At 69.1% G+C, this 13,438-nt stretch carries 10 protein-coding genes; 1 reads left to right on the plus strand and 9 read right to left on the minus strand.

Features of this window, described 5'->3' with window-relative positions; genetic code table 11:
- Positions 1 to 6 precede the first annotated feature (6 nt).
- The 9 genes from K7862_RS05295 to typA all read right to left on the minus strand — a co-directional run bounded on the left by K7862_RS05295 (position 7) and on the right by typA (position 11,985).
- A complete protein-coding gene (locus K7862_RS05295) occupies positions 7 to 1,011 on the minus strand; it encodes an ABC transporter permease (RefSeq protein ID WP_222961121.1) in 1,005 nt (334 codons plus the stop codon).
- Entirely contained in the window at positions 1,004 to 1,927 is a 924-nt protein-coding gene (locus K7862_RS05300; protein ID WP_222961123.1) for an ABC transporter permease, read from the minus strand. The genes K7862_RS05295 and K7862_RS05300 overlap by 8 nt, the downstream gene beginning before the upstream one ends.
- A 64-nt stretch (positions 1,928 to 1,991) precedes the next feature.
- Positions 1,992 to 3,626: a peptide ABC transporter substrate-binding protein gene (locus tag K7862_RS05305; RefSeq protein WP_222961126.1), complete on the minus strand. Its 1,635-nt coding sequence runs from the start codon at positions 3,624 to 3,626 to the stop codon at positions 1,992 to 1,994.
- A gap of 297 nt (positions 3,627 to 3,923) precedes the next feature.
- Entirely contained in the window at positions 3,924 to 4,964 is a 1,041-nt protein-coding gene (locus tag K7862_RS05310) for an ABC transporter ATP-binding protein (RefSeq protein ID WP_222961128.1), read from the minus strand.
- Positions 4,957 to 5,985 carry an ABC transporter ATP-binding protein gene (locus K7862_RS05315; RefSeq protein WP_222961131.1) on the minus strand — a complete coding sequence of 343 codons (1,029 nt, stop codon included), beginning with the start codon at positions 5,983 to 5,985 and terminating at the stop codon, positions 4,957 to 4,959. Before K7862_RS05315 ends, K7862_RS05310 begins: the two co-directional genes overlap by 8 nt.
- Before the next feature lie 12 nt (positions 5,986 to 5,997).
- Positions 5,998 to 6,933, minus strand: coding sequence for an ABC transporter permease (locus tag K7862_RS05320; protein ID WP_222961133.1), 936 nt, complete (start codon positions 6,931 to 6,933; stop codon positions 5,998 to 6,000).
- Entirely contained in the window at positions 6,926 to 7,849 is a 924-nt protein-coding gene (locus tag K7862_RS05325) for an ABC transporter permease (RefSeq protein ID WP_222961135.1), read from the minus strand. The genes K7862_RS05320 and K7862_RS05325 overlap by 8 nt, the downstream gene beginning before the upstream one ends.
- A gap of 131 nt (positions 7,850 to 7,980) precedes the next feature.
- The gene (locus tag K7862_RS05330) at positions 7,981 to 9,618 is read right to left on the minus strand and encodes a peptide ABC transporter substrate-binding protein (protein ID WP_222961137.1); all 1,638 of its coding nucleotides are present in this window, start codon (positions 9,616 to 9,618) and stop codon (positions 7,981 to 7,983) included.
- A gap of 498 nt (positions 9,619 to 10,116) precedes the next feature.
- Positions 10,117 to 11,985, minus strand: coding sequence for a translational GTPase TypA (gene typA / locus K7862_RS05335; protein WP_222961149.1), 1,869 nt, complete (start codon positions 11,983 to 11,985; stop codon positions 10,117 to 10,119).
- 204 nt (positions 11,986 to 12,189) lie between these two features.
- On the opposite strand from typA, the gene K7862_RS05340 reads away from it, so the two are divergent.
- Positions 12,190 to 13,425, plus strand: a complete 1,236-nt coding sequence (locus tag K7862_RS05340) for a hypothetical protein (protein ID WP_222961151.1) — start codon at positions 12,190 to 12,192, stop codon at positions 13,423 to 13,425.
- Positions 13,426 to 13,438 lie beyond the last annotated feature (13 nt).

Below are 13,438 nucleotides of genomic sequence, written 5' to 3' on the forward strand. Positions count from 1 at the left end.
TGCTCCTCAGCGCAGCTTGGGGTCGAGGGCGTCGCGCACCGCGTCGCCGAGCATGATGAAGGCCAGCACGGTGAGGCTGAGCGCGCCCGCGGGCCACAGCAGCATGTGCGGGGCGTTGCGGATCTGGTTGGACGCGTCGGAGATGTCGATCCCCCAGGAGACGGTGGGCGGTCTGAGGCCGACACCCAGGTAGGACAGGGTGGCCTCCAGCGAGATGTACGTGCCGAGCGCGATGGTGCCGACGACGATGACCGGCGCGACGGCGTTGGGCGCGATGTGCCGCAGCAGCATCCGGGAGTTGCCGGCGCCGAGTGCCCTGGCCGCCTGGACGTAGTCGTTCTGCCGGGCGGTGATCACCGAGCCGCGCGCGATACGCGCGATCTGCGGCCAGCCGAGCAGCACCATGAAGCCGACCACCGGCCACACCGTGCTGTTGGTGACCACGGACAGGAACACCAGGCCGCCCAGGATGACCGGGATGCCGAAGAAGATGTCGCTGATCCGGGAGAGGACCGCGTCCCACCAGCCGACGAAGAATCCGGCCAGGCCGCCGAGGACGCTGCCGAGGATCACCACGCCGAGGGTGGCGCACACGCCGACGGTGACCGAGGCCCGCGCGCCGTACACGACGCGCGTGTAGACGTCCCGGCCCTGGCTGTCGAAGCCGAACGGGTGCCCGGGCTCCGGGCCGGCCTGCGACTTGGCGAGGTTGGCCTTCAGCGGGTCCTGGGTGGCGATGGTGCCCGGCCACAGCGAGATGAAGACCAGGAACAGGATGATCAGCGCGGAGATGATGAAGATCGGGTTGCGCCGCAGGTCGTGCCAGGCGTCGGACCACAGACTGCGCGGCTTGCCGGCCGGGCCGCCGGGTTCCTGGCCGTGGCCGGGCGCCTTCTCCAGGGTCTCCGCGTCGGCGTTGGCCAGGTCGAACCCGCCTCCGTAACCGCCGGCGGGAGCGACCGATCCCTTGCTGGGGTCGATGGGTTCGAGGGGGTCGTGTCCGTCAGGCATACCGAATCCTCGGGTCCAGGACCGCGTAGAGCAGGTCGACGAGCAGGTTCGCGATCAGGAAGACCAGCACCAGGATGGTGACGAAGCCGACGACCGTCGGCGCGTTGTTGCGCAGGATGCCCTGGTAGAGGTTGTAGCCGACGCCGTGGATGTTGAAGATCCGCTCGGTGACGATGGCGCCGCCCATGAGCGCGCCGATGTCGGTGCCGATGAAGGTGACCACGGGGATCAGCGAGTTGCGCAGCAGGTGACGGATGATCACCCGGCGCCGCGGCAGGCCCTTGGCCACGGCGGTGCGCACGTAGTCGCCGCGGGTGTTCTCCGCGATCGAGGTGCGCGTGAGCCGGGTGACGTAGGCCAGCGAGACCAGGGCGAGCACCAGCCCGGGCAGGATCAGCTCGTTGAGCGGGGCGCTGGGCGACACCGAGGGGGCGGTCCATTTGAGCTGGACGCCGAAGACGTACTGGAGCACGTAGCCGGTGACGAAGGTGGGGATCGAGATGACGACCAGGGTCAGCAGCAGCACCCCGGTGTCGACGGGCTTGCCGCGCTTCATACCGGTGAGCACGCCCAGGCTGATGCCGATGATGATCTCGAAGACGATGGCCACGATGGTCAGCCGGATGGTCACCGGGAACGCGTCGCCCATGAGCTGGAGCACCGACTGGCCGTTGAAGGCCACGCCGAAGTCCCCCTTGAACAGGTTGCCCATGTAGTGCACGTACTGGGCGGGCAGCGAGTGGTCGAGGTAGAGGTCGTGCCGGATCTGCGCGGCGGTGGCCGGGTCGGGCGCCCGGTCGCCGAAGAGCGCGGCCACGGGGTCGCCGAGCGCGTACACCATGAAGAAGATCAGGAAGGTGCTGCCGATGAAGACGGGGATCATCTGCAGCAGCCGCCGGATCACATAGCGTCCCATCGAGCCTCCCGGAAAGGCGGGCGGAGGCCGCACCGGGCGGACCCGGTGCGGCCTCCGGCCGGCGTCACTTGACCTTGATCTCGTTGTAGACGGGGACGCTGAACGGGTTCAGGAACACGTTGCTGACGTTCTGCGAGTAGCCCGCGCTGCCGTTCTGGTACCAGAGCGGGATCGCCGGCATGTCGATGACGAGCTGCTTCTCCGCGTCCTGGAACTTGGACACGGACTCCGAGGAGCTGGGGGCGGCGTTGGCCTGGTTCACCAGGTTGTCGAAGTTGGCGTTGCTGTAGTGCGAGTCGTTCGACGACGCGTTGGTGTAGTACTGCGGCTGCAGGAAGTCCTGGATCAGCGGGTAGTCCATCTGCCAGCCGGCCCGGAACGGGTCGTTCATCTGCTTGTTGGTGATCTTGTTCCGGAAGTCGGCGAAGGTGCCGACGGGGGCGCCGACGCAGGCGTTCTGGTTGCCCAGCGAGTTGTTGATGCTGTTGCACACCGCGTCCACCCACTCCTTGTGGGAGCCGGTGTCGGCGTTGTACGAGATGGTGATGTGGCCGCCGGGCAGGCCGCCGGCCTGCTGGATCGTCTGCTTGGCCTTGCTGGGGTTGTACGTGCACTCCTGGCCGCACAGCCCCTGCTTGAAGCCGCCGGCGTCACCGAGCACCGGCGAGGTCCAGTCGCTCGCGGGGGTGCGGGTGTTCTGGAAGATCTGCTGGGTGATCTGCTGGCGGTTGATCGCCATCGACAGGCCCTGCCGGACCTTCGCGGAGTTCGCGGTGTTCCAGCGCGAGCTGTAGAGCGGGAACGAGATGGTCTGGATGATGCCGGCCGGGACGTTGATGTACCGGCTGCCCAGGTCGCTCTTGACGTTCTTCAGCTGGGAGGCGGGGATGTCGTCGACCAGGTCGAGGTTGCCCGCCTGCAGGTCGGTGTACGCGGTGTTGTTGTCGGTGTACACCCGCAGGTCGACGCCCTTGTTGACGGCGGCGTCCGAGCCCTTGTAACCGTCCCACTTCACCAGGTTCATCCCGGTGCCCTTGGTGTACGACTGGATCTCGTACGGGCCGTTGCCGATCGGCTTCGCCAGCCACGCCGCGTGGTTGGTGAAGAACGCCTGCGGCAGCGGGTAGAACGCGGAGTACCCCAGGGTGTCGGGGAACAGTGCGAACTTCGAGCTGAGCTTGACGGTGAACTCGGTGTCCGAGACCTTGTGCAGGCCCGACAGCTTGGTGGCGGCGGTGGCGCCGGAGGTGTTCGGGTGCACCTGGGCGTAGCCCAGGATCGGCTCGAAGAACGACGCGTTGAGCTGAGCGTTCTTCAGGGCGGCGCCGTAGTTCCAGGCGTTGATGAACGAGTCGGCGTTCACCGGTTCGCCGTTGCTGAACGTCCAGCCGGACTTGAGCTTGATGTCGAAGGTCTGCGAGTCGCTGCTGGTGATCGACTGGGCGATCCAGTTCTCGGCCGCGGCGGTCTTCGGGTTGTACTTCTTCAGGCCGCGGAAGATCATGTCGAGCACCTTGCCGCCCTGCACCTCGTTGGTGTCGGCCGGCTCAAGGGGGTTCTGCGGGTCACCCCAGGAGGCACGCACGACGCCGTTGGAACTGCCGCTGCTGCCGCCGCTGCTGCCGCCGCCGCAGGCCCCGGCCGTCAGGGCGACCGCAACCGCACCCGCGGCCCACTTCACGCGCGTGGCTCCGCGCATCGTGTGCCTCCTCCATGGTCACAAATGAGACTTCATCACCCATGACACAGCAATCGAGGCAAACTGGCACTCATTCACCTCCGTGTCGCGTCGCCCAATGTGTTGGCCAGAGATCGACAGGTGGTGACACGTTCCCGCGGGCGACGGCGCGAAAGGCCGCTGTACGAGCCGGCGGCGTCCCGGTGGGAGAGCGGGACCGTCCGACCGCGCAGGCAGCACGAAGAGGGGTGCCCCGGCCCTTCCCTCCCAGGCCGGGACACCCCTCGTCACCGGCGGCCGTCAGGCCGCCGCCCTCTGCTACGCCGCGTGCACGACGTCCTTCTCGGCCGCGAAGTGGCAGGCCGACTCGTGCGCCGCCGGGGTGTCCTGGCCGGCGAAGACCGACGGGACGGCGAGCAGCGGCACCTCCTGGGAGCAGCGCTCCTGCGCCTTCCAGCAGCGGGTGCGGAAGCGGCAGCCGGACGGCGGGTTCGCCGGCGACGGCACGTCACCGGTGAGGATGATGCGCTCGCGGTGCTCACGCGCCTCGGGGTCCGGCACCGGCACCGCGGACAGCAGCGCCTGCGTGTACGGGTGGGTGGGGTGGTCGTAGATCTCGGCGTCGGTGCCGATCTCCGCCATCTTGCCCAGGTACATCACGCCGACCCGGTCGGAGATGTGCCGCACAATCGACAGGTCGTGCGCGATGAAGATGTACGACAGGCCGAACTCGTCCTGCAGCTTCTCCATCAGGTTGACGACCTGCGCCTGCACCGAGACGTCCAGCGCCGAGACGGGCTCGTCGCAGATGATCACCTCGGGGTTGAGCGCCAGCCCGCGGGCGATGCCGATGCGCTGCCGCTGACCGCCGGAGAACTGGTGCGGGTAGCGGTTGAGGTACTCGGGGTTGAGGCCCACGACGTCGAGCAGCTCCTGCACCCGCTTGCGGCGGTCGCCCTTGGGCGCGACCTCCGGGTGGATGTCGAAGGGCTCACCGATGATGTCGCCGACCGTCATCCGCGGGTTGAGCGAGGTGTACGGGTCCTGGAACACCATCTGGATGTTGCGGCGCACGGCCTTGAGCGCGCGCCCCGACAGCCGGGTGATGTCCTGGCCCTTGTAGAACACCTCACCCGAGGTGGCCTGCTCCAGGTTCATCAGCAGCTTGGCGACCGTGGACTTGCCGCAGCCGGACTCGCCGACGATGCCCAGGGTCTCGCCCGGGTACAGGTCGAAGGAGATGCCGTCGACGGCCTTGACCGCGCCGATCTGCTTCTTGAACAGGATGCCCTGGGTCAGCGGGAAGTGCTTGACCAGGTTCCGCACCGACAGGATCGGCTCCAGCGTGGAGTCACTCACCGAGGGTCTCCTTCCAGAAGTGGCAGGCGCTGCCACGCCCGGGGCCGGCCGTGTGGAGCACGGGGACCTCGGTACGGCAGATGTCCTGCGCCATCGGGCAGCGCGGGTTGAAGGCGCAGCCCGACGGGATGTGCAGCAGGTTGGGCGGCAGGCCCTTGATCGCGTAGAGCTCCTGGCCCTTGCGGTCCAGGCGCGGGATCGACTGCAGCAGGCCCTTGGTGTACGGGTGGGCCGGAGCGGCGTAGATCTGGTGCACCGGGGCGGTCTCGACGATCCGGCCGGCGTACATCACCGCGATCTTGTCCGCGACGTCGGCGACCACGCCGAGGTCGTGGGTGATCAGGATGAGGCCCATGTTGTACTCGCGCTGCAGCTCCGCGAGCAGGTCCATCACCTGCGCCTGCACCGTCACGTCGAGCGCGGTCGTCGGCTCGTCGGCGATGATCAGGTCGGGCTCCAGGGCGAGCGCCATCGCGATCATGATGCGCTGGCGCATACCGCCGGAGAACTGGTGCGGGTAGTCGTTGACCCGCTCCGCCGCGGCGGGGATGCGCACCCGGTCCATCAGCTCGATGGCCTTGGCCTTGGCCGCCTTGCGGGACAGGCCCTGGTGGACCCGGAACATCTCGCCGAGCTGGTAGCCGACCGACAGCACCGGGTTGAGCGAGGACAGCGCGTCCTGGAAGATCATCGCGATCTTCCGGCCGCGGATCTTGCGCCGCTGCTCGCCGGACATGGCGAGCATGTCCTGGCCCTGGAACAGGATCTGGCCCTGGGGGATGCGGCCGGGCGGCATGTCGAGGATGCCCATGATGGCCTGCGCGGTGACGGACTTGCCCGAACCGGACTCACCCAGCACCGCGAGCGTCTCCCCGGCCTGAACCGAGTAGTTGACGCCGTTCACGGCCTTGGCGACCCCGTCACGGGTGTGGAACTCCACGTGCAGGTCGCGTACTTCCAGCAGAGGGGCGGTCTGCGCGGCCTGAGGGGCCGCGGTCGCGCCTTCGGAGATGACAGTCAACGTACGCCTCCCTCAGCGCAGCTTGGGGTCGAGGGCGTCGCGCACCGCGTCGCCCAGCATGATGAACGCCAGCACCGTGATGCTCAGCGCGCCCGCGGGCCACAGCAGCATGTGCGGGGCGTTGCGGATCTGGTTGGACGCCTGCGAGATGTCGATGCCCCAGGAGACGGCCGGCGGCTTCAGGCCGACGCCCAGGAACGACAGGGTCGCCTCCAGCGAGATGTAGGTGCCGAGCGCGATGGTCGACACCACGATGATCGGCGCGAGCGCGTTGGGCAGGATGTGCCGCAGCAGCATCCGGGTGTTGCCCGCGCCCAGCGCTCTGGCCGCCTGCACGTAGTCCTGCTGCTTGGCCGTGATCACCGCGCCGCGCGCGATACGCGCGATCTGCGGCCAGCCGAGCAGCACCATGAACAGGGTGACGGTGGCCACCGAGCCGCCCTTGACGACGGACAGGAACACCACGCCGCCGAGCAGGATCGGAATGCCGAAGAAGATGTTGCTGACCATGGAGATCAGCGAGTCCCAGATGCCGCCGAAGAAGCCGGCCAGGCCGCCCAGCAGGGAGCCGAGCACGGTGGCGCCCAGGGTGGTCAGGATGCCGACCGCGACGGAGTCGCGGGCGCCGTACACCGTGCGGGTGTAGACGTCGCAGCCCTGGGTGTCGAAGCCGAAGGGGTGGCCGCCGGTCGGGCCCATCTGCGACTTGGCCAGGTCGCACGCGAGCGGGTTGCCGCTGGCGATGGCGCTCGGCCAGATCGCGATGACGATCAGGAACAGGATGAGCAGGCCGGAGATGTAGAACATCGGCTTGCGCCGCAGGTCGCGCCACGCGTCGCCGGCCAGGCTGCGCGCCTTCTCCCGCTGCGGGTCCGCCGGTGCCGCCGGCACCGCGACGCCGGCCACGGTGGCCTCGGTCAGGGGCTTGGGGTCGGTCAGTTCAGGCATACCGGATCCTCGGGTCCAGGACCGCGTACAGCAGGTCGACGAGCAGGTTGGCGGCGAGGAAGATCAGCACCAGGATGGTGACGAAGCCGACCACGGTCGGCGGGTTCTGCCGCAGGATGCCCTGGTAGAGCTGGTAGCCGACGCCGTGGATGTTGAAGATCCGCTCGGTGACGACGGCGCCGGCCATCAGGCCGCCGATGTCGGTGCCGAGGAAGGTCACCACGGGTATCAGCGAGTTGCGCAGCAGGTGGACGGTGACCACGCGCCGCCGCGGCAGGCCCTTGGCGACCGCGGTGCGCAGGTAGTCCGCGCGCGAGTTCTCGGCCACCGAGGTCCGGGTCAGGCGGGCGACGTACGCCAGCGAGACACCGGCGAGCACGATGCCGGGGAGTATGAGGTCGCCGATCGGGGCGCCCTCGGCGACCGCCGGGTTGGCCAGCCCCCACTTGAGGCCGACGAAGTACTGCAGCAGGTAGCCGGTGACGAACGTCGGGATGGCGACGACGAGCAGCGTGAACGCGAGCACGCTGCTGTCGGCGAACCGGCCGCGGCGCAGTCCGGCGAGCAGACCCAGGCCGATGCCGACGACCGCCTCGATGGCGAACGCGACCAGCGTCAGCCGCAGGGTGACCGGGAAGGCCGTGCCCATGAGCTCGGTGACCGGCTGGCCCGTGGCGGACTTGCCGAAGTGACCGGTGAAGATCTGCCCCATGTAGTGCACGTACTGCAGCGGCAGCGGGTGGTCGAGGTAGAGGTCGTGCCTGATCTGCGCCGCCGTTGCGGGGTCCGGCGCACGGTCTCCGAACATGGCGGCCACCGGGTCGCCGAGTGCGTAGACCATGACGAAGATCAAAAAGGTGGTGCCGATGAAGACCGGAACCATCTGGAGCAGTCGCCTGATGACGTAGCGCCCCATCTGCCCTCCAGGGATCGGGCAGATGCCGGCCGGGGCTCGTGACCCCGGCCGGCATCCGCACCGCGAGCGGTTGCTGTCAGTTCCCCCCAGCGCGCCCGCCCCGGTGCGGGGCGGGCGCTCTGTGCATCAGGTCAGCCGTTGTTGACCGTGATGTCGGTGTAGACGGGGTAGCTGAAAGCGTTCTCCGTCACGTTGGACACGCGCGACGACCAGCCGGCCTCGCCGTTCTGGTACCAGAGCGGGATGACGGGCATGTCCTTGAAGAGCAGCTTCTCGGCGCTCTGGTAGAGCACCGTCGCCTTGGCCGTGTCCGGCTCGGCGTTCGCCTTCTTGATGAGGGCGTCGAACTGCGGGTTGTTGTAGTGCGAGTCGTTCGAGCTGCCGTCGCTCGCGTAGAGCGGCGTCAGGAAGTCGTCGATCAGCGGGTAGTCCATCTGCCAGCCGGAGCGGAACGGCTGGGTCATCTGGCCCTTGGTGATCTGGTTGCGGAAGTCCGCGAAGGTGCCGGTCGGGGCGCCCACGCAGGCCTTGTCGTTGCCCAGCACGTTGTTGATGCTGTTGCACACCGCGTCGACCCACTGCTTGTGCGAGCCGGAGTCGGCGTTGTAGCCGATGGTCATGTGACCGCCGGGGATGCCGCCGCCCTCCTGGATCAGCTGCTTGGCCTTCGCCGGGTTGTACGTGGTGGCGTCACCCGCGATGTCCGAGCTGTAGCCGCCGGCCGTGCCCAGCACCGGGGAGGTGAGGTCGTTGGCCGGGGTACGGGTGCCCTGGAAGATCTTCTGGGTGATGGTCTTGCGGTCGATCGCCATCGACAGGCCCAGGCGGACCTTGTCCATGCCGGGGGCGTTCCAGGACTTCTGGTTCAGCGGGAACGAGATGGTCTGGATGATGCCGGCCGGCTGGTTCAGGTAGCGGCCGCCCAGGTCGGACTTGGCGTGGCTGAGCTGCTCGGCCGGGATGTCGTCGAGGACGTCCAGGTTGCCCGCCTGCAGGTCGGCGTAGGCGGTGTTGCTGTCGGTGTAGACCTTCAGCAGCACGCCCTTGTTCTTGGGCTTGCTCGGACCGGTGTAGTACGGGTTCGGGACCAGCTTCATGCTGGAGCCCTTCGTGTACGACACGATCTTGTACGGACCGTCGCCGACCGGCTTGTTGAGGTAGCCGGCGTGGTCGGTGAAGAAGGACTTCGGCAGCGGCGCGAACGCCTTGTAGCCGAGGCGGTCCGGCCAGGTCGAGAACTTCTGCGTCAGCTTGACCGTGAAGGTGTGGTCGTCCACGACCTTCAGACCGGACATGGTCTTGGCGGTCGGGGCCGCGCCCTCCTTCGCCGGGTGCACGGCGTCGTAGCCGTCGATGTCCGCGAAGAAGTACGAGTTCAGCTGCTTGTTCGTGACCAGCGCGCCGTAGTTCCAGGCGTCCACGAACGAGCTGGCCGTGACCGGCGTGCCGTCCGAGAACTTCAGGTTCGGCTTCACCTTGATCGTGAAGTTCTGCTGGTCGGTGGTGGTGATCGAGTCCGCGGCCTCAAGGTTGGCCTTCCCCGTCTTGGGGTCGTACTCCTTGAGGTCCATGAAGATCATGTCCAGGACCTTGCCGCCCTGGACCTCGTTGGTGTTCGCCGGCTCAAGCGGGTTCTGGGGGTCGCCCCACCAGGCCCGGACGACGCCGTCGTCGGAACCGCCGCTGCTCGAACCCGAACCGCAGGCGGTTGCTGCCAGGGCGACGACCGCCGCACCTATGACCCACTTGGCGCTCTTGGCACCGCGCATGGGTATGCCTCCTCAGGAGTCACTGTCACTACGTGAAAGAGAAGGCCCGGCGTGCGCTGACACCCCTGACAGCCGCCGCGGCCTTCTCCGCTCGTGAGTCGGCGCTCCCCATCAGCGCTTGACCCATTGACCCGAGCTCAACTTCGTCCACTATCGGGCACGTATGGGGGCGGATGGCGCCGTCCCGGGTCTCGCTTGGGTCACGATCGCGTCCGGAATCCGGACATTCCGCAACGTACACAGACAGGAACTAATCGGGCATTGTGAGCAGTATCACGCCGCTGAGCGGTGAACAGTGTCCGAATATCGGACACTGTTGTGTTCCTCAGGGGTTCGCCCCGCCCGGGCGGAGGGCACGCCAAAGGGGCGCGGGGAACCGCGCGACCAGCCACCCGCCGGCCGGTGATCCGGCACGGACCGAACGGCCCCTCCGGGCCGGTGACGACCCGCGGCGCCGCGGTGGCTGAGCGCGCGGTTCCCCGCGCCCCTCAACGCACGCTACGCGTGCTTCGCGCGGGACGCGGCGCGTCCCCGCTCCTTCTGGTCCAGGACGACCTTGCGGATCCGCACCGTCTCCGGCGTCACCTCGATGCACTCGTCGTCGCGGCAGAACTCCAGCGACTGCTCGAGCGACAGCTTCCGCGGCGGCACGATCGACTCGGCCACGTCCGCGGTCGAGGACCGCATGTTGGTGAGCTTCTTCTCCTTGGTGATGTTGACGTCCATGTCGTCGGAGCGGGAGTTCTCACCGACGATCATGCCCTCGTACACCTCGGTGCCGGGGTCGCAGAAGAGCACGCCGCGCTCCTGCAGGTTGGTCATCGCGAAGGCGGTGACCGCGCCGGAGCGGTCGGCGACCAGCGAGCCGTTGTTGCGGGTGCGCAGCTCGCCGAACCACGGCTCGTGGCCCTCGAAGATCGAGTGCGCGATGCCGGTGCCGCGGGTCTGCGTCAGGAACTCGGTACGGAACCCGATGAGGCCGCGGGACGGCACGATCCACTCCATGCGGATCCAGCCGGACCCGTGGTTGGTCATGGTCTCCATACGGCCCTTGCGGGCGGCCATGAGCTGGGTGATGGCGCCCAGGTGCTCCTCGGGGGAGTCGATGGTCATCCGCTCGATCGGCTCGTGGACCTTGCCGCCGACGTCCTTGGTGACGACCTCCGGCTTGCCGACGGTGAGCTCGAAGCCCTCCCGGCGCATGGTCTCCACCAGGATGGCCAGCGCCAGCTCGCCGCGGCCCTGGACCTCCCAGGCGTCCGGGCGCTCGGTCGGCAGCACGCGCAGCGACACGTTGCCGACCAGCTCGCGCTCCAGGCGGTCCTTCACCAGGCGGGCGGTGACCTTGTGGCCCTTGCCGCCCTTGCCGACCAGCGGCGAGGTGTTGGTGCCGATGGTCATCGAGATGGCCGGCTCGTCCACCGTGATCAGCGGCAGCGCGATCGGGTTCTCCGGGTCGGCGAGGGTCTCGCCGATCATGATGTCCGGGATGCCGGCCACCGCGCAGATGTCGCCGGGGCCCGCGCTCTCGGCGGGCTTGCGGGTCAGCGCCTCGGTCATCATCAGCTCGGTGATGCGGACGTTGGCGATGCTGCCGTCGCGCTTGATCCACGCGACGGTCTGGCCCTTCTTCAGGTGGCCCTGCTCGACGCGCAGCAGCGCGATACGGCCGAGGAAGTTGTCGGCGTCGAGGTTGGTCACGTGCGCCTGGAGCGGCGCGTCCTCGTCGTACGTCGGGGCGGGGACGTGCTCCAGCAGCGTGGAGAAGAACGGCTCCAGGCTGGTGGAGTCGGCCGGCACCGTGCCGTTGTCCGGCTTGGTGAGCGAGGCGATGCCGTCACGGGCGCACGCGTAGACGATCGGGAACTCGATCTGGTCCTCGTCCGCGTCCAGGTCCAGGAACAGGTCGTACGTCTCGTTGACGACCTCGTCGATCCGGGAGTCCGGGCGGTCGGTCTTGTTGATGCACAGGATCACCGGCAGCCGGGCGGACAATGCCTTGCGCAGCACGAAGCGGGTCTGCGGCAGCGGGCCCTCGGAGGCGTCCACCAGCAGCACCACCGCGTCCACCATCGACAGGCCGCGCTCGACCTCACCGCCGAAGTCGGCGTGGCCGGGGGTGTCGATGATGTTGATCGTGATGGGGTCGCCGCCGTCCTTCGGGTGGTACTTGACGGCGGTGTTCTTCGCGAGAATGGTGATGCCCTTCTCGCGCTCCAGGTCGTTGGAGTCCATCACGCGGTCGTCCACGTGCTGGTGCGCGGCGAAGGCTCCCGCCTGCTTGAGCATGGCGTCGACCAGGGTCGTCTTGCCGTGGTCGACGTGGGCGACGATGGCGACGTTACGGATGTCGTGGCGCGTGGACATGCGGCGGCGTTTCTCCCGGAAATCGTGGATGACGTCGCGTCCCTTGCCCCGACGCACACGCCTGCCGGGCGCACTTCCGCCACGGCCTCACCCCATGGTACGGGGCCGACGGCCGCGCGGGCGCCCGCCGGGGGTCCCGGCCCCCGCATGGGAAGCGCCGAACCGCTGGTGGGAAGGGGCTTCCGCCTGCCAGGATCCTGGTTCGTGTCCATGTCACAGACCCCCGACGCGCCCTCCCCCGCGCCCTCCGACGTCCTCACCCCGCTGAGCCCTGCCGAGGGCGGCGGCCGTCTGCGCGGCGGAAACGCGGCACGCCGGGTGCTGGTCCTGATGTTCGCGGCCGCCGTCACCTCCGGCACCGCCGGCCTTCGGCCGGGCTCCGGTCTGTCCGGCGGGCTCTGGCTGGCCCTGTACGCCGCCGGCTTCCTGCCGGGGTTCTGGCTGCCTCTGCTGGTCGTGCGGCTGTCGTCCCGCCGCGTGGGCCTGGCACCGGTCCTCACCACCGTCGGCGTGGGGCACTGGGGTGGATCGACCGTGCGCCACGGACGCCTGGTGGTCTTCCGCCAGGTCCCGCTCCTCCCGCCGGTCTGGTTGCTGGCACTGACCGAGCCGGCGGTCCCGCTCGGACGGCTGCGGGCGGCGACGGCGGCCGGCTCGCTGCTCTCGGCCGTAAGCGCGGCCGCACTGCTGGCGTGCGGCGGCCCGGCCGCCGTCGCGGGCTGGGGCGCCGCCTGGGCGGTCATGATGACGCTCGCAACGAGCATCATCATGCCTGGCTCCTTCGTCGCGATGCTGTTCCGGCCGCCGTCCGGCGGAGCGGCCGGGTTGGCCGAGCTACGGCACGGGCCGGCCGAGCTGGCAGCGGTGCGGGCCCTCGCGGCAGGGCGCCTGACGGCGGCCCGTGAGGCGCTCTCCGAGCCGTGCGCCGAACCGGGAGCCAGCCGGAGCCTGGCGGAGGCCACCCTCGCTCTCGCCGAGGGCGACGTCGAGGAGGCCGCCCGCGGGGCACTGCGGGTGTACCGGCAGAGCCGGCGGACCGAGAGGCGGGCGGGAGCCGTGCGTGTCCACGCGCAGGCGCTGGCCGAGGGCATCGCGGCGGGCCGGTGGACCGCCGAGCAGGCCGGACCGGCCCTGGACGCCGCGGTGGCCGCCCTGCGGACGATCCACCCGAAGCTGCTGAGGGTCTCCGAGCTGCCGGCCACGCTGGCCACGCTGAACGGCCGGACCCACGATGCGGTCGCCCTGGCCACCAGGGCCGCGGCGATCGCGCCGGACGCGCTCAGCCGGGCCCGTGTGCTGGCGGTCCGGGCGGAGGTCCTGGCCGCCGCGGGCGACGGGGACGAGGCCCGGAGGGCCCTCACCCAGGCCCGCCGCCTGGCCCCGGGCCTCACCCGCACCGCCCTCGCCGCGCGCACCGTTGCGCCCGAGGGCACCTCGTGAAGAGGGTTCCCCG

It is taken from the genome of Actinacidiphila acidipaludis (genome assembly GCF_019890725.1).
In the GTDB taxonomy this organism is placed as follows: domain Bacteria; phylum Actinomycetota; class Actinomycetes; order Streptomycetales; family Streptomycetaceae; genus Actinacidiphila; species Actinacidiphila acidipaludis.